The sequence below is a fragment of the Helicobacter pylori genome, assembly GCF_001998165.1.
GTDB lineage: Bacteria > Campylobacterota > Campylobacteria > Campylobacterales > Helicobacteraceae > Helicobacter > Helicobacter pylori_DL.
Genome location: NZ_MTWR01000012.1, coordinates 1 through 16,555, shown reverse-complemented (window position 1 = coordinate 16,555; position 16,555 = coordinate 1). Strand labels below are relative to the sequence as shown.

The window sequence follows — 16,555 nt, the reverse complement described above, 5'->3', positions numbered from 1 at the left end:
AATCAAAAGAGGGTTTTTATGCAAGAAGCGTTATTGCGTTTTCAAGAGGGTTTTAAGGAGTGGGGTTATCTCATCTTATTTTTGTATTGTTTGGGGGGTGGGTTTGTGGGGATTGTCATCGCTTCTATTTTGAGCGCAACCACGCACGCTTTGGACATAAAAATAACCATTCTTGTCGCTTTTTTAGGGAATATGGTAGGGAGTGGGGCTCTTGTGGTCTTTGCCCGCTATCAAAAAAGAGAGTTTTTAAAGTATTTCCATAAGCACAGAAGAAAGCTTGCTTTAGCGAGTTTGTGGGTGAAACGCTACGCCTTGCTCATGATTTTTGTCAATAAATATTTGTATGGGATTAAAAGCGTTGTGCCTTTGGCGGTTGGTTTTAGCAAATACCCTTTAAAAAAATTTTTATGGCTTAATGTTTTATCCAGTTTTTTGTGGGCGGCTCTCGTGGGGAGCGTTTCTTTTCAAGCGAGCGATTGGGTGAAAACGCTGTATGAAAGGCTTTCTCATTACACTTCGTTTTTTCTTATTGGTTTGGTTCTTGTGTTGCTTTTAATATGGTTTTTATTGAAACGATATTCGCGCAAAATGGGTTTTTAAGCAAGATGTTTAATTAAATGCGCTAAACTACACTCATAAGCATTCGTATAATGCGGATGCGTTAATATCTTAAAATAAGGATTGAGAATATGGGAAAAATTGGTATCTTTTTTGGGACAGACAGCGGGAACGCTGAAGCTATCGCTGAAAAAATCAGCAAGGCTATTGGCAATGCCGAAGTGATTGATGTGGCTAAAGCTTCTAAAGAGCAATTTGATAGCTTTACAAAGGTTATTTTGGTCGCTCCAACAGCCGGTGCGGGCGATTTACAAACAGATTGGGAAGACTTTTTAGGCACGCTAGAAGCGAGCGATTTTGCGAATAAAACCATTGCTCTTGTAGGCTTGGGCGATCAAGACACTTACAGCGAAACTTTTGCAGAAGGCATTTTTCACATTTATGAAAAAGCCAAAGCCGGTAAAGTGGTAGGGCAAACTCCCACTGATGGTTATCATTTTGAAGCTTCTAAAGCGGTAGAAGGCGGTAAATTCGTCGGTCTTGTGATTGATGAAGACAATCAAGACGATCTCACTGATGAGAGGATTTCAAAATGGGTAGAACAAATTAAAGGTTCTTTCGCTTAATCTTTATAAGCCCTAAGTTTTAGGGCTTTTTTGAACTTCTTTTTATATCTTTGATGCTAGAAATAGACAACCAAACCCCGCTGGAATCAGACTTTTTATTATTAGAAAAAATCGCAAATGCTTTAGCCCCCATTCAAATCATTGAGCTTGTTTTAGTGAGCGATGAAACCATGCGAGAAATCAACAGGGATTTAAGGGGTTGCGATTACGCTACCGATGTTTTGAGCTTCCCTTTAGAAGCGGTTTCTCACACCCCTTTAGGGAGCGTGGTGATTAATGCGCCATTAGCTCAAGAAAACGCCCTGAAATTAGGACATAGCTTAGAAAATGAGATCGCTCTTTTATTCATTCATGGGGTGTTGCACTTGCTAGGCTATGACCATGAAAAAGATCAAGGCGAACAACGCCAAAAAGAGGGCGAACTCATTAAAGCGTTCAACTTGCCTTTGAGTTTGATTGAACGCACACAGGATTAGGTTTAGATTGCTTTAATACTGACAAATAAAGTTTTTAATTTCTTTTAAAATGGGGCTTTAATTATTTTGTCTTATATTTTAAATTTTATTTTATAGTAAAGGGGGGAGGAGGTAAAACATTTCCTCCTACAACCCCCAACTAAATCCCACTAATCCCCTAAGATCGCATTATAAAAAACTATCTCTTGACTAGCGTCAAACTCTTTCGTATTGGATTATAAAAAATGATTTTAGTATTTTTTCAAAGCCCTTCATAATAATATGACTGCGTGATGCCTTTAATGAAAGTTAAGGGATCGTTGATATTAGAACTCAAATGCTTTTTTAAAAGCGTTTTGATTTCCAAATCATTCACAGGACTCCTTTCCATCGCACTCAAATAAGCGGCTTTATCAATCCTATCCCAAAGCACAATTTTTTTCAATTCCTTTTTAAGCAACAAATCAAGCCATATCCTAGTCGCTCTGCCATTACCCTCCAAAAAAGGGTGGGCGATATTCATTTCCACATATTTTTCTATGATTTGATTGAAATTGCTTTGCGGCATGCTCTCAATTCTGGGTAAAATCAAATCCAAATACAAGCAATTAGCGAACCTGAAATTCCCTTTAGAGATATTTTTATCCCTGATTTTCCCGGCAAATTCATACAGCCCTTCAAATAAAAACCGATGGATTTCTTGCAAGCCCTTGATCGTGCCTACTTCTATGGTGTCAATCAGACCGCTTTGGATCAAATGCTTGGCTTTTTCTAAACTCTGCCTGTCTAAATGCATCGCGCTTATTTTTAAGAGTGTAATTTTTAGAGGCGCATTTTTTTCACGCTCTTTTGGCATGCTTTGATGAACGCTCCCCTAACCCCCTTTTTTTCTAAAACGCTCAAGCCTTCAATCGTTGCGCCTTTAGGGGTACAAATTTGCTCTATGATCACCTCAGGGCGTTCTTTCTCTAACAGTTTGGCAAAGCCTTTAAAACTCATTTTTACCAACTCTAAAGAATCTCTAGCACTCAAGCCCTCTCTAATACCAGCATCTTTCAAACCGCTCGCTACCAAGCTTAAAAAAGCGAGCGCGCTCCCATTGGTCGCTATACTGGCATCCACCTGCTCTTCATTTCCCACTCGCACGCAATTCCCAAAACTTTCAATAATGCTCAAAGCCTTCTCGCTTATTGAAGGCGCAACCGATTTTTCACACACCGCCGTAGAAGAAAGGGCGAATTTGCTCGCAATATTAGGCATGCATTTTAAGTAATGTAAAGAATTAATCGCATTGCTTAAAGCTTCAAAATTTACGCCAGCTAACGCGCTCAAAACGCTTTGGGCTTGCCCTTGATAATTAAAATCCTTAAGGTTATAAGGCTTAAACAATAAAAACACGAATTTTTGGTGTATATCAATAGCGTCTTTATAAGGCACGATTTGGGCTTGAATGTTTTTTTCTTGTAAAAAGGGGGCGATTTTTTCAGGGTTTCGCCCAGTAATCTCTAAAATAAAACGCTTGGATAAGATCTCATGAGAGCCTTCTAAAATCGCTTGAGCCATATTCCCATAGCCGACAAACTGCAAGATTTCCATTGATGCACCCTTTTTTAAAACCCCATGATGTAATTGATATAGAAAGTATAAAGCCTCCTATAACTCACATCAGCCCCGGCGCTATTCAAATACGCTTGATTGATGAGAGGCACTTTAATCCCAAATTCCACGCTCTTTTGGCTGATGACCCCTTGATTGTGGAATTTCTTAGCGAAACGCTTAAACTCCGCAAAGTTGGTGCGCACCCCAAAATTCAACGCCACTTGAAAATTCGTTGAATGGATGTCATTAGCGTTCCCCCAGTTGTCAATGATTTGTTGCCTTAGAGAGCTAAGCCAAGTCGCGCCGCCTAATTGGACCCCAGCAAATAGCCCAAAATTCAACGCTTTAGTGTTGTAAGTCCTCCTAAACAAGTTCCATAAAAAATCCGTGCCTACCCCATAAGCAAAGATATTCGCTTTCACGCTTTGATTGGCTACGCCTATTTCACTAAAGCCGTAATCAAAGAAAAAATAATGCCTAAGGCCTAATTTTCTCGCTTTACCAAAGAAGTATTTATAGCCTATGCCAACCCCTAAGCCGTTGCTCATGCCGTGTTGGGTGCTTTTAGCGGCCGCATACTGGCTTAAAACGGGTTGAGAGCCGTAGTTATTGGCTTGATTTTGCGCGTTTTGAACCTGATTTCTGGCGTTAATCATTGCATCAATGAGCTTTTGTTGCACCATAAAGAAGGTTTTATCCCCTAAAAGCTGCCGTAAGGTTTGCGAGAACGCTTGGATCGTGGTGGTGTTAGAAGTAATCTCTTGGAGCAAGGTTAAAATCGCATTAGGGCTAATATCGTTTTGCAAGGCTTGAAACCCTTGAGAAATAGCGTTCGTAATGGCTTGAAAAGCGCTTGTAAGACTAGCATTACTGCTGTTATTATCATTATTTTGGATAAAGCCGGCGGTTTTAATGAATTCAGTGAGCAAATTCACTAAATTGTTCGTATCGCTCACCCCATTCGTGGGGATTGCCCCTAAAAGGTTGATAAGCCCACCGGTGCAAGTAGAGCTACTATTATTATCGCTGCTACTGCACAAACTACTAAGATTATTACTGCTTTTTAGCGCTTCAAAGAATTGTTTTAAGCCGTTTTCAACGCCTTTATTATTCCCAGAGCTGGCGATAATGTTGGCTATTTTTTGGGCGTCATTATAGACTTTTTGCAAATTGCTGTCGGTTGTGGTGGCGGTGGTGGCGTTTTGTTGTTTGTTGGGTTCATAACAATTACTCCCACTCGTTCCATTGCTCCCGTTGGTGCTATTGCATGGCGTATAGCCGTTGTTACTGCCACTATTACCGCTACTATTATAAGTCCCTAATTTCCCATCACTGGCGTCTGTGAGCATCTGGTAGGCTGTGTTGATGTTTCCGTTCCCATTACCCCCATTATTTCCGCTACTACTAAAACCCTTAAGAGATGAAATGATGTTATTGAGCAAACCACCGCTAGTGAGCGTGATTTGTTGGACATTGTAGGTGATGCTGTTCCCACCATTGCTCCCACTTTGAGTTGTTGCTTGTGTTTGATACCCTAAAGCGCTTTGTAACCCGCTGTAATAAGCCTTAGAATCCGACCATTGCTGATTGCACCAGTTATTACTGCTCCCATTCATTCCGCTCGCGCATGGGTTATTATTGTTTGCTGATCCGCTTATTTGCTGGGTTTGTTGGCTTTGAGCGATTAGAGCGCTCATGTCTGTAGGCACTTGCTGGTTAATGGTATTGATGAGTTGGTAGAAATTCGCTCTTAGTTGGATGCGTAAATTTTGGTTAGTGTTAGGAGTCATTTCTTGCGACTGACTCCCATTAGTGCTATAAATCGCATTCGCCCAATTTTGGATATTATTTTCTTGGTTTTGAAAAGCGCTTTGAATGCTTTGTTGGAAATTGCTGACATTTTGCAATACGGTGTTTAAAGCGCCCATTACCGTGCTGTTAGGGGATTGAGTGGTTGCCCCACTGCTTTGATTGAAGTTAGTCGTTTTAGCCTCTTCTTCATTATTCACCATTACCATCGCTTTTAGTTTGGGAGTGTTGCTTTTAGCTTGAGCGGTAGTCCCACTAGTAGAGCTTAAAATGTTTTGCAATTGGGAGTTCCCGCTGATGCTCAAACCCCCCGAAGAGCTGGTATTGCATGAGCTTGTCCCGGATGGCGATCCATTAGCGCATAAGATCTTGGCGTTTTTTTGCAAATTTTCTTCTGAAGTTTTTAAAGAGTTATAAACGCTCCACACTTGAGAGACAAGGTTGAAAGAATTCACGCCGATCTGCTCTTTGCCGTTGATGGTTTGGATTTTGGAGGTAGCGACTAAAGAATTATCAAAGCTGTTTGTAGAGCCATTTGTGGAGCTTGTCGCTGAGCATGAAATCCCGCTAGAAGCACTGCTAGTAATACTCCCGGTAGCGCTTGCGCAATCATAGGCGCTGATATTTTGCCCTTGAGCGTTGGTAACCGTGCCGATCTGGTAGTTATTGGAAGTGTTTTTGAGCAAGTTTTTAGGCTCAGTAAAACTAATCCACGAAATTTGCTTTAAAGCGTTATTGTATTGTTCTATCGTGCTTTCATAGGCTTGGAAATTCAAAGCGTTATGCAAGTTGTTCAAATTATAGGTGGTGTTGTTGATCGCATTGTTGTCTAAAGCGTTGATAGCCACGCTTTGAAGCTTTTGGGCAATGGCTTGGACTTGTTGGTTGGCCTGGTTGTTTGAAGTGGGGGTTGCGGCTAAAGGGGCTAAATTTTGGATGAATTGCTCCAAACACTGGACTTGATTGGTGCAACCATTGGGGTTAATTTGATTATTAGCGCTTAATGTCCCTTGTAAAGTGTTCATTAAAAGGGTGTTGTTGTATTGTTGTTGGTTGTTGCTGTTTGAAGAAGTGGAGCCTAAAAGGGAATTGGTTGGATAGAATACGACTTGTCCCGGTGGGTTTAACACCACATGCGTTGAGGTTGTGGTGGGGAAAACCCCCACCCCTAAAGTGTTTAAAGCGTTAACAAGAGCGCTCACATAAGCGGTATTATTGCTAGAAGCGTTCACCGCATCGGTTAGATTAGTGAGTAAGGATTGCGCATAAGTGGTGCTAGTGGTTTTAGTGATGCTGTGTTCAATTTGTTGCAACAATTCTGCCATGGATTGCGTGGTGTTTTGGAGCTGGGCTTTGACTTCTTTGGTGTTGTTGCTAGGATTAAGGCTATTGATAGAGCTAATGATGCTAGTGCTTAGCGCGATGCCTTCATCAAACGCGCTTTGGGTGTTGGAAAGGAGTTTGGCTGTGATTTGTGAAGAATGGGCTTTTAAAGGATTAGAGCTTCCTTTAAGCCCTATGATTTGTTGGGAAATGCTAGAGATTTGACGGCTAGAATAAAAGTCTTTTCTTTTACCAATTTGATTTAGGATATTAGAAATGCCCTCTAATTGGTTGCCCACGGTGTTACTCACGCCATAGCCTAAAGCGTCAATGACGCTTTGAGAGCTTAAAGTGATAAGGCCGGTAGTAGGCCCTGCAATATTGATCGCGCTTTGGGTTACGCTGTTGATGATGTTTTGATTTTCTAAAAGTTGTTTGTTATTGATGAATTGTTGCGTGCCACCGATTTGATAGCCTACAGACATATACCAGCCATTGTCTTCAGCTAAGAGAGAGCCAATTAAAAAGAGTGGTATGAATTTTCTAGCTTTTTTTATCATATTTTTCCCTTATTTTGTTTAATCAAAAGCCTATGTTGTAGCCCACATAAAAACTAAAGGCTCTTCTATACTTCGCTGTAACGCCTTCTGATTGGTAATAGGTGTGATAAAGCACCGGTATTTTAAGGCCAAATTCTATCCCTTGAGAAAAACGAGATCTTTTTTGATGAGCGATTTTGGAAAAATTAGTCCTTATCCCTAAATCAAAAAGGAATTGGAAAGAAGTGTCCTTAGGCTTAAGATGGTTGCCATCCACTTGATCTAAAAAGTTCGTTTTCCAGGTTTGCCCTGCAAGTTGGATGCCGGCAAAAAAACCTATATCTATCGCTTCAGTCTCTCTTTTTCGGGTAAAAACATTATAAAGAAAGTCTGTGCCTGCCCCATAGCTAGAGAGAGTGGCTTTCACTAAAGAAGATCCTGCGCCAAATTGAGCGTAACCAAAATCATAAAAGCCATAATACCTAAGCCCAAACATGCGCTTTTTACCGAAGAATTGCTTATAGCCCATTTTCACGCCAAAGCCGTTCATGTTATTAAAATTAGAGTTATGCTCCAAAAAATTCCTAGCAAAGCCCATTTGATAGACTTGATTCACTTTAGTTTGCATTTCATCAATCACCCCGCCAATCACTGCTTTAGAGCGATAAAGCCCATAAGCCATTAAAGTTTTTGCCGTGGGGGAATAGGGGTTGGCTAAGATCCTATTTATTTGCGCGGGGGTGGGGGCGTTTGTGGCTTGCTCTAGTTGGTTCATGATCACTTTTTGTTCTTGCTGGGCTTGTTGTGGGGTTAATTGTGGGGTTTGACTATTAGCGCCATTCAATTGCCCCCCATAGCTAGGCAAGAAATTCAAACCTTTATTATTTAAATCCAAATAGGGGGCGACCCAATTGGTGATGAAATTCCCATACGATACGGTGTTACTAAGCAAGCTTTCCCCATAGTTGATCGCGTCTTGCATTTGGTTATAGCTTGAAGTGCTTGTCAGTTTAGCGGCTTTATTGGCGAAATTTTGCATGCCTGAAAAAATCATGGAAGCGGTGATGCCATTAGCGATGATGCTATCGGCTAAATAATAGACTGCTGAGCTAGGGTGGTAGGTGTATTGGCCATTGCCTGATCCAATTGTCGCTCCAGCGGGTAATGCTTTTAAGGGCGCTTGCGTGGTGTTAGCGCCGTTTTTGGTGTAATAACCCGGGCCGCTAAAGCTTTGGTAGCCTTGTTGGGAATCGCTGCCATTAGGGGCTTTGTTGTAAGTGAAGCCAAATTGCTTTTCATTCGCTAAACCCCCTAAAATCCCTGCTTGCATTAAAGCCTGGAAGATGTTTTGGGCGTTTTGAGCGATAGATTTAGCTTCGTTAGTGGCGGTGCATTGGTTTTGAGTGCTGCAAATGGTTTGATTACTATTACTTGTGGCTAAGCCGTCTTGTAAAAGGTGTTGCAAGACTTCAGGGCTAAAATTCACGGAATTACCGCTATTAAAAGATTTATTCGTTAAGGTTTGGTTATACCAGAGCGTGGTTAAAGCGTTGGTAATATCATCGTTTAAAGCGTTCATGACACTGGCTAGACCACTAGGCAAGGCAATAACAGTGCTTTGATTGCCGAATTTGACGTTAAAGACTTTGGCGTTAGGAAGGTTTTCAGGGTTACGGAGTAGAGTCTCGCCGATGAGTTGGGTGAGCTTGTTTAAATTATTGACCAGAGATTGCATATCAAAGGTGGCATTGACATTGCCTCTTGGGGGGTTGTTGCCTGTATCGCCATTTTGGGCGTTTTGTTGATAACCCCCCGCATAGAGCAAACATCTTTTAGAAGGATCAGGGCAGAGCATTTGCATCAAAACCCTCGTTTGTTGCCCCATCGCTTCTAAATAATAGGCTAAAGGCACTGCCGCAGATTCTAGAGCGATAGCGTTTTGGCGGATGTAGGTGGATGCGTCTTGACTGGCGTTAAGCCCTGAGTTATCCACCCTTTGAATGGCTAGAGAAGTTTGATAACTCACCCCCATAAAAAACCCGTCATCTTCAGCCGCTAAGGGATTAAGAAAAAATAAGGGGAGTAGGCTAGAACAGATGAGCCATTTTTTATTAAAAACAAAGTTTTGCAAGGGGTTATCCTTTTCTTTTTATAAAGATTTGAGCTATCCTAATTTCACCGCTTAAGTTTAGTGGTTGGTCGCTTAATTGTTGATTAAAATGGGCTATTTTAGGTGTTCAAAATCGTTTCAATAATGGTTTTTGCGCCGTCTTTAGCGATTTTTTGTTGCAATTGGTTGCTGATAGTGGTGAGATTTTTATTGCCTTGATCGTCTTTTTGGTTGAGTTTTCTAATGACTTCAAAGAGCTTTTTGGGTAACAATTCATTTTGAGGTACAACATAGCATAGGTTTTCTTTTTCAAATTCTAAGACATTGTAATACTGGTGGTTATTGCTCGCAAAAGGGTAGGGGATAAAAATCGTGGGTAAGCCATTGGCGCACAATTCCCATACGCTGCTAGCACCCGCTCGGCTCACGCACAAATCCGCTCTGTGCATGACTTCTATGATATTGTTGTGGAAAGCGAACAATTCTACCTTGTCCAACAGCCCTAATTCCTGGTAAAAAAAACGCATTCTTTCATGAGCGTTTGAGCCGCAAATGTGCGTGATTCTAATCCCTTGTTTGGTGAGTTTGGGAGCGTTTAATAAAGCGAATTCATTGATCGCTTTTGCCCCTTGCGAACCGCCTAAAAATAAAATATGCTTGATTTCCGTGCGAGTCCTAGCAAAATCAAAAAAAGCGTTTTGCACGGGATAGGAGGTTAAAACATGATTTCCTTTATCCTTAAAGGCATAGCTTGAAAACACCGCCTTAGCTTTAGGGGAAAGGTAGCGATTAAGAGAGCCTTTAATCGCATTTTGCTCATGGATATAAAGGGGTATGTGATCAAGCAAGCTTGCAAAACTCGCCGGCCCTGCACTAAACCCTCCCACGCTAATGGTGTGCGTGATCTGGTGTTTTTTTAGAATCTCTTTGGCTTTGAAAGTCGCTTTAATTTGCAAGAATAAAGAGCCTATTTTTTTAAAAAAGCTTTTATTGACCACGCCTTGCGTGTTGAAAAAATAGCGTTCGCTAAACAGGGGGCTGTTTTCAAACCATTCTCTATCTTGCCCATAAGTGGAGCCCAGATAAATAGCCTCTATGCCTTGCTTTTCTAATTCTATGGCTAAGGCTTTAGCGATAGAGAGATGCCCTCCTGTGCCTCCCCCTGTAAGAGCGAATTTCATGCTAAAACCCTTAAGCTCGTTCTCTTTCTTTAACCACAAAGCTTTTCAAAGGATCCCTAAAGCCAAAATCCGGATAATCCATCATAGAAAGTGCGACTTGAGCGCCAAAGCCATTTTTGGAATTAAACACTAAGGGGGCTAAGAAATTAACCATAGAATCTTCTAAATTTTTTTGCAACACGACCACGCAATACACCTCAACTTTGGAATGAGAATCTAATTCTAGCAGTAATTCTATGTATTTGGGTATCACAAAGCTGTATTCCCTCAAACAATAAGGATTCACTAAGACCATATCCAACGCCATGGGGGAATTGGTTTGGCTAATTAACCGGCTGAATAAGGAATCAATTTTTTCCAAACGCACTTCATTAATATGCTCAAATCCTAAAATAGGGGCTTTTAAAAAGTAATTCACTAGACTATCCTTTTTAATTTAAATGCTTTGTTGTATAATTTTAAAAAAATACGCAACAATTAAAAGCGTAAAAGCAAAAGGCGTTCCAAATCCAACCATTTTTGAAAGAACGCTCTATTTTAGGATAATAATAATGAAACAAGAACCCACCACCTACCAACCCCAAGAGATAGAAAAAAAGATTTATGAAATTTGCTCTCATAGGGGGTATTTTGAAATTGATGGCAATGAAAAAATCCAAGAAAAAAACAAACGATTTTGCTTGATGATGCCCCCTCCTAATGTGACCGGCATCTTACACATAGGGCATGCTTTAACTTTAAGCTTGCAAGATATTTTAGCGCGTTATAAACGCATGGACGGGTATAAGACTTTGTATCAGCCTGGGTTGGATCACGCCGGCATTGCGACGCAAAATGTTGTAGAAAAGCAACTTTTAAATCAAGGGATTAAAAAAGAAGATTTAGGGCGTGAAGAGTTCATTCAAAAAGTGTGGGAATGGAAAGAAAAGAGCGGGGGAGCGATTTTAGAGCAAATGAAGCGTTTAGGCGTGAGCGCGGCCTTTTCTAGGACTCGTTTCACGATGGATAAGGGCTTGCAAAGAGCGGTCAAATTGGCGTTTTTGAAATGGTATGAACAAGGTCTCATCGTTCAAGATAACTACATGGTGAATTGGTGCACTAAAGATGGGGCGTTGAGCGATATTGAAGTGGAGTATGAAGAGCGTAAGGGGGCGTTGTATTATATTAGATATTATTTAGAAAATCAAAAAGATTATTTAGTGGTGGCCACCACGCGCCCTGAAACTTTGTTTGGCGATAGTGCGCTTATGATCAATCCTAATGATGAGAGGTATAAGCATTTAGTGGGGCAAAAAGCGATCCTGCCTTTGATCAATCGCACAATCCCTATTATCGCTGATGTGCATGTGGAAATGGAGTTTGGCACAGGGTGTGTGAAGGTTACCCCTGGGCATGATTTTAACGATTATGAAGTGGGCAAACGCCACCATTTGGAAACGATTAAAATCTTTGATGAAAAAGGGATTTTGAACGCGCATTGCGGGGAGTTTGAAAATTTAGAGCGTTTAAAAGCTAGAGATAAGGTCGTAGAAAGATTAAAAGAAAACGCCCTATTGGAAAAAATAGAAGAACACACGCATCAAGTGGGGCATTGCTATCGTTGTCATAATGTGGTAGAGCCTTATGTGTCTAAGCAATGGTTTGTCAAGCCTGAAATCGCTCAAAGTTCTATTGAAAAAATCCAACAAGGTTTAGCGCGATTCTACCCTTCTAATTGGATCAATAATTATAACGCTTGGATGAGAGAATTACGCCCTTGGTGTATCAGCAGGCAATTGTTTTGGGGGCATCAAATACCGGTATTTACTTGTGAAAATAACCACCAGTTTGTAAGCCTAGATGCCCCTTTAAGTTGCCCTACTTGTAAGAGTGAAAAACTAGAGCAAGATAAAGATGTGCTAGACACATGGTTTAGTTCAGGGCTATGGGCGTTCTCTACTTTGGGGTGGGGGCAAGAAAAAAGCGGTTTGTTTAATGAAAACGATTTGAAAGATTTCTACCCTAACACCACGCTCATTACCGGGTTTGACATCCTCTTTTTTTGGGTAGCTAGGATGCTCTTTTGCAGCGAATCGCTTTTAGGCGAATTGCCTTTTAAAGATATTTACTTGCACGCCTTGGTTAGGGACGAAAAGGGTGAAAAAATGAGCAAATCTAAAGGTAATGTGATCGATCCTTTAGAGATGATAGAAAAATACGGCGCGGATAGTTTGCGCTTCACTTTAGCCAATTTGTGCGCTACGGGTAGGGACATTAAGCTTTCTACTACGCATTTAGAAAATAACAAGAATTTCGCCAACAAGATTTTCAATGCGGTGAGTTATTTGAAACTCAAACAAGAATCTTTTAAAGATAAAGAGCGTTTGAACGAATACCAAACGCCTTTGGGGCGTTATGCGAAATCGCGCTTGAATTCAGCGACTAAAGAGGTGCGTAACGCTTTAGACAATTATCGTTTTAATGATGCGACGACTTTGTTATACCGCTTTTTGTGGGGGGAATTTTGCGATTGGTTCATTGAATTTTCTAAAGTGGAAAATGAAGCGATAGACGAATTAGGGAGCGTGTTAAAAGAGGCCTTAAAACTCTTGCACCCTTTCATGCCCTTTATCAGTGAGTCTTTATACCACAAGCTCAGTAACACGGAACTAGAAAACGCTCATTCTATCATGGTCATGCCTTACCCTAAAGATTTGGCGCAAGATGAAAAACTAGAGCATGAATTTGAAGTGATCAAAGATTGCATCGTGTCTTTAAGGCGTTTGAAAATCATGCTAGAAACCCCACCGATTGTTTTAAAAGAAGCGAGCGTGGGATTAAGGGAAAAAATAGAAAACACAGAGCGTTTGCAAACTTACGCCCAAAAATTAGCGAGGTTAGAAAAAGTCAGCGTGATAACTTATAAGCCTTTAAAGAGCGTGAGCGATGTGGGGGAATTTTGCCAAACTCATGCGAATTTAGAAAATCTTGATTTAAGCCCGCTCATTGCTCGTTTAAAAAAGCAGCTAGAAAAACTGGAAAAAGAAAAACTAAAACTCAATTTGCACAATGAAAATTTTGTCAAAAACGCGCCTAAAAGCGTGCTAGAAAAAGCCAAAGAGAGTTTAAAAACGCTTTTAGAAAAAGAGGGTAAGATTAGGCAAGAATTGGATTTGTTAGAACAACCATAATAAAAAGGATAGAAAATGTTTCAAGCGTTAAGCGATGGGTTTAAAAACGCGCTCAATAAAATCCGCTTTCAAGATGATGAAAAAGCACTAGACAGAGCGTTAGACGAATTGAAAAAAACGCTTTTGAAAAATGATGTGCATCATAAAGTGGCTAGAGAATTGCTCAAAAAAGTGGAAAGTCAAACGAAACTCAATGGCATTGGTAAGCAGCAATTTTTAGACGCTTTAGAAAAGAGTTTGTTAGAAATTTTAAGCGCTAAAGGGAGCAGTGGTTTCACTTTCGCTCAAACGCCCCCCACCGTGGTTTTAATGGCAGGTTTGCAAGGGAGCGGTAAGACAACCACCACCGCTAAACTCGCTCATTATCTCAAAACCAAAAATAAAAAAGTGCTTTTATGCGCGTGCGATTTGCAACGCCTAGCGGCAGTGGAGCAATTAAAGGTTTTGGGCGAACAGGTGGGCGTGGAAGTGTTTTACGAAGAAAATAAAAGCGTGAAAGAAATCGCCAACAACGCTTTAAAAAGGGCTAAAGAAGCGCAATTTGATGTTTTACTCGTGGATAGCGCGGGGCGTTTAGCTATTGATAAAGAGCTTATGCAAGAATTAAAGGAAGTTAAAGAAGTCTTAAACCCCCATGAAGTGCTGTATGTCGCAGACGCGTTGAGCGGGCAAGATGGGGTCAAAAGTGCGAACACCTTTAATGAAGAAATAGGCGTGAGCGGGGTGGTGTTAAGCAAATTTGATAGCGATTCTAAAGGGGGTATCGCCTTAGGCATCACTTACCAATTAGGCTTGCCCTTGCGTTTTATTGGGAGCGGGGAAAAAATCCCTGATTTAGACGTGTTTGTGCCTGAAAGGATTGTGGGGCGTTTGATGGGGGCTGGAGATATTATCTCGCTCGCTGAAAAAACCGCCAGCGTTTTAAACCCTAATGAAGCCAAAGACTTAAGCAAAAAGCTCAAAAAAGGGCAATTCACTTTCAACGACTTTTTAAACCAAATTGAAAAAGTGAAAAAATTAGGCTCTATGAGTTCTCTAATCTCTATGATTCCAGGTTTAGGGAACATGGCAAGCGCGCTGAAAGACACGGATTTAGAAAGTTCTTTAGAAGTGAAAAAAATCAAGGCCATGGTCAATTCCATGACCAAAAAAGAGCGAGAAAACCCCGAGATTTTAAACGGCAGCCGAAGAAAAAGGATCGCTTTAGGGAGCGGTTTAGAAGTGTCTGAAATCAATCGCATCATCAAACGCTTTGATCAAGCGAGCAAAATGGCGAAACGCTTAACGAATAAAAAGGGCATTAGCGATTTGATGAATCTAATGAGTCAGGCTAAAAATCAAACGCCCCCTAAAATGCGCTGATTTTTAAGCATGTTTTAGGCGCTTTTGTTGTATAATCTTAAATTTAATATGAATATTTTAGGAGATTTTTGTAATGACAGTCATCAGACTCACGCGCATTGGGAGAAAGAAAAAGCCTTTTTACAGAGTGGTGGTAACCGATTCTAGGAAAAGAAGGGATGGAGGCTGGATTGAATCCATTGGGTATTACAACCCTTTAAGCGAGCCTAAAGATGTTAAGATTGATAAGGAGCGCTTGAATTATTGGAAAGGCGTGGGGGCTAAAATGAGCGAGAGGGTGGAAAAACTCTCTCAAAAAGCCTAAGGTTTTGTGAGGCTAAATGCACGAATTAGATCCTTTGAACACGCCTTTTTCTCAAGCTGATTGTAAGGACTATTCGTATTGCGTGGCAACTTTTTTAGAAAAATATTTAAAAAAGGTTGTTTCTTTTCCGCAAGCTTTGAGCGTGGAGCACACGCTTTTAGAAGATAAAGTCAAACAAATCACTATTTATACCCACCCACTAGACATGGGGCATGTGATCGGTAAAGAGGGCAAAATGGTGAGCGCGATTAAGGCGTTTGTTTCTGGTGTGAAAGCCAAAGACGGGTTTTCTTATAAAATCGTTGTTTTTGCGAGTAATGATAAAAATGGTGATAAAAATCCCCATGCTTTAGGCGATCAAACGCCTTGAATTTTTTTCATGCTTTTAGTGGGTAGGATTGGTAAAAGCGTGGGGCTTAATGGGGGGCTAAAGCTTCATTTAGAGAGCGATTTTCCGGAGTGCTTAAAAAAAGGCGTTAAGGTTAGCGTTGCTCCCTTGAACGCTTTCTCTTGCGCTTCTTCTTTTAAAGAATATACAATCCATTCTTATGAACATGCCAAAAATTTGTTGTTTTTAGAAACGATCCACACGCCCGAAAAGGCTAAAGAGCTGACTAATTTAGGGCTTTTTATGAGCGAAGCAGAGAGTAAAAAACTCTGTGTTTTAAAAGAGGGGGAGTTTTTTTATTGCGATTTAGTAGGGCTTAGCGTGGTGGAAGAAAACGAGATTTTAGGAAAAGTTGTAGAAATCCAAAGGATTTCTCAAACAGATTATTTCATGGTTGAAACCACGCTGAACTTGGTTGAAAAAGGTTTGGCTAAGATTTTTTTAATCCCTTATAGGGATTTTTATATCCAAGAAATCCTTTTGCAAGACAAAAAAATAACCACCCATAACGCTAAAACGCTTTTAGAGAATAGTTGAGTGAAATTCAGCGTTTTAACCCTTTTCCCGCAACTTGTATGGCCTTATTTTGAAGATTCTATTTTAAAAAGAGCGTTAGAAAAAAATCTTTTTGAATTGGAAGTGTTAAACCTTAGAGATTTTAGCGCTAATAAATATCAAAAAGCGGATCACACGCTCATTGGTGGGGGTGCGGGGCAAATTTTAGACCCTGAGATGGTAGAAAACGCGCTCCATTCTGTTAAAAACCCTAAACACACGATTTTTTTAAGCGCGGTGGGCAAGCCTTTCAAGCAAACAGACGCGATGCGTTTGGCTCAAAAAAAGCATGTCGTTTTGGTGTGCGGGCGTTATGAGGGTTTTGATGAACGCTCTATTGAACTTGGTGCTGATGAGGTTTTTTGTATAGGCGATTTTATTTTAACAGGGGGCGAGCTTGGGGCGTTGTGCTTGATAGATAGTATCGCTCGCCACATTCAAGGGGTTTTGGGTAACGCTCAGTCTTTAGAAAATGAGAGCTTTGAAAACCATTATTTGGAAGCCCCTAATTTCGCTAACGCTGTTTTTAAATCCAAAGAAATCAATAAAATCCCTGCACCTTTAGAATATTCTAAA

The 16,555-nt window shown here is 40.7% G+C and carries 15 protein-coding genes; 9 read left to right on the top strand and 6 right to left on the bottom strand.

The features are described 5' to 3' along the window. Positions 1-18 precede the first annotated feature (18 nt). The 3 genes from BZK24_RS01955 (at position 19) to ybeY (ending at position 1,660) form a co-directional block, all read left to right on the top strand. Entirely contained in the window at positions 19-600 is a 582-nt protein-coding gene (locus BZK24_RS01955) for a DedA family protein (protein WP_171972370.1), read from the top strand. Positions 601-689: 89 nt separating this feature from the next. After that, on the top strand, positions 690-1,184 hold the full coding sequence (locus tag BZK24_RS01950) for a flavodoxin (RefSeq protein WP_000516046.1): 495 nt from the start codon (positions 690-692) through the stop codon (positions 1,182-1,184). A 53-nt stretch (positions 1,185-1,237) separates the two neighbouring features. After that, on the top strand, positions 1,238-1,660 hold the full coding sequence (gene ybeY, locus BZK24_RS01945) for an rRNA maturation RNase YbeY (protein WP_077368510.1): 423 nt from the start codon (positions 1,238-1,240) through the stop codon (positions 1,658-1,660). Positions 1,661-1,901: 241 nt separating this feature from the next. Here the strand turns inward: ybeY and fic are convergent, their stop codons facing one another. From fic to fliW, 6 genes are all read right to left on the bottom strand, one after another. Continuing rightward, positions 1,902-2,435: a protein adenylyltransferase Fic gene (fic, locus tag BZK24_RS01940; protein WP_000549910.1), complete on the bottom strand. Its 534-nt coding sequence runs from the start codon at positions 2,433-2,435 to the stop codon at positions 1,902-1,904. A 26-nt stretch (positions 2,436-2,461) separates the two neighbouring features. After that, on the bottom strand, positions 2,462-3,235 hold the full coding sequence (gene proC, locus BZK24_RS01935; RefSeq protein ID WP_077656402.1) for a pyrroline-5-carboxylate reductase: 774 nt from the start codon (positions 3,233-3,235) through the stop codon (positions 2,462-2,464). Positions 3,236-3,249: 14 nt separating this feature from the next. Then, complete coding sequence (gene hopL / locus BZK24_RS01930; RefSeq protein WP_077656401.1) at positions 3,250-6,930, bottom strand: Hop family outer membrane protein HopL; 3,681 nt, start codon at positions 6,928-6,930, stop codon at positions 3,250-3,252. A gap of 22 nt (positions 6,931-6,952) precedes the next feature. Continuing rightward, positions 6,953-9,040, bottom strand: coding sequence for a Hop family outer membrane protein HopI (gene hopI, locus BZK24_RS01925; RefSeq protein ID WP_077656400.1), 2,088 nt, complete (start codon positions 9,038-9,040; stop codon positions 6,953-6,955). Between the two features lie 98 nt (positions 9,041-9,138). Then, positions 9,139-10,200, bottom strand: a complete 1,062-nt coding sequence (gene murG / locus BZK24_RS01920; protein WP_077656399.1) for an undecaprenyldiphospho-muramoylpentapeptide beta-N-acetylglucosaminyltransferase — start codon at positions 10,198-10,200, stop codon at positions 9,139-9,141. A gap of 10 nt (positions 10,201-10,210) precedes the next feature. Then, the gene (gene fliW, locus BZK24_RS01915; protein ID WP_001105855.1) at positions 10,211-10,618 is read right to left on the bottom strand and encodes a flagellar assembly protein FliW; all 408 of its coding nucleotides are present in this window, start codon (positions 10,616-10,618) and stop codon (positions 10,211-10,213) included. 133 nt (positions 10,619-10,751) lie between these two features. On the opposite strand from fliW, the gene valS reads away from it, so the two are divergent. The 6 genes from valS to trmD form a co-directional block, all read left to right on the top strand. Then, positions 10,752-13,370, top strand: coding sequence for a valine--tRNA ligase (gene valS / locus BZK24_RS01910; RefSeq protein ID WP_001875422.1), 2,619 nt, complete (start codon positions 10,752-10,754; stop codon positions 13,368-13,370). Positions 13,371-13,385: 15 nt separating this feature from the next. After that, positions 13,386-14,732, top strand: a complete 1,347-nt coding sequence (gene ffh, locus BZK24_RS01905) for a signal recognition particle protein (RefSeq protein ID WP_053575881.1) — start codon at positions 13,386-13,388, stop codon at positions 14,730-14,732. A 73-nt stretch (positions 14,733-14,805) separates the two neighbouring features. Further along, positions 14,806-15,036 carry a 30S ribosomal protein S16 gene (rpsP, locus tag BZK24_RS01900; RefSeq protein ID WP_000216132.1) on the top strand — a complete coding sequence of 77 codons (231 nt, stop codon included), beginning with the start codon at positions 14,806-14,808 and terminating at the stop codon, positions 15,034-15,036. Positions 15,037-15,052: 16 nt separating this feature from the next. Beyond that, positions 15,053-15,406 carry a KH domain-containing protein gene (locus BZK24_RS01895; protein WP_077656397.1) on the top strand — a complete coding sequence of 118 codons (354 nt, stop codon included), beginning with the start codon at positions 15,053-15,055 and terminating at the stop codon, positions 15,404-15,406. A gap of 9 nt (positions 15,407-15,415) precedes the next feature. Continuing rightward, positions 15,416-15,961, top strand: coding sequence for a ribosome maturation factor RimM (gene rimM / locus BZK24_RS01890; protein WP_077656396.1), 546 nt, complete (start codon positions 15,416-15,418; stop codon positions 15,959-15,961). Beyond that, a partial coding sequence (gene trmD / locus BZK24_RS01885; RefSeq protein ID WP_077656395.1) for a tRNA (guanosine(37)-N1)-methyltransferase TrmD occupies positions 15,962-16,555 on the top strand: 594 nt, incomplete at its 3' end. It abuts the gene before it with no gap.

Coding starts and splice junctions, on each gene's coding strand:
- BZK24_RS01955 (WP_171972370.1), top strand. CDS start 19: ATGCAAGAAGCGTTATTGCGTTTTCAAGAGGGTTTTAAGGAGTGGGGT.
- fic (WP_000549910.1), bottom strand. CDS start 2,435: ATGCATTTAGACAGGCAGAGTTTAGAAAAAGCCAAGCATTTGATCCAA.
- rimM (WP_077656396.1), top strand. CDS start 15,416: ATGCTTTTAGTGGGTAGGATTGGTAAAAGCGTGGGGCTTAATGGGGGG.
- proC (WP_077656402.1), bottom strand. CDS start 3,235: ATGGAAATCTTGCAGTTTGTCGGCTATGGGAATATGGCTCAAGCGATT.
- rpsP (WP_000216132.1), top strand. CDS start 14,806: ATGACAGTCATCAGACTCACGCGCATTGGGAGAAAGAAAAAGCCTTTT.
- ybeY (WP_077368510.1), top strand. CDS start 1,238: ATGCTAGAAATAGACAACCAAACCCCGCTGGAATCAGACTTTTTATTA.
- BZK24_RS01950 (WP_000516046.1), top strand. CDS start 690: ATGGGAAAAATTGGTATCTTTTTTGGGACAGACAGCGGGAACGCTGAA.
- ffh (WP_053575881.1), top strand. CDS start 13,386: ATGTTTCAAGCGTTAAGCGATGGGTTTAAAAACGCGCTCAATAAAATC.
- hopL (WP_077656401.1), bottom strand. CDS start 6,930: ATGATAAAAAAAGCTAGAAAATTCATACCACTCTTTTTAATTGGCTCT.
- murG (WP_077656399.1), bottom strand. CDS start 10,200: ATGAAATTCGCTCTTACAGGGGGAGGCACAGGAGGGCATCTCTCTATC.
- valS (WP_001875422.1), top strand. CDS start 10,752: ATGAAACAAGAACCCACCACCTACCAACCCCAAGAGATAGAAAAAAAG.
- BZK24_RS01895 (WP_077656397.1), top strand. CDS start 15,053: ATGCACGAATTAGATCCTTTGAACACGCCTTTTTCTCAAGCTGATTGT.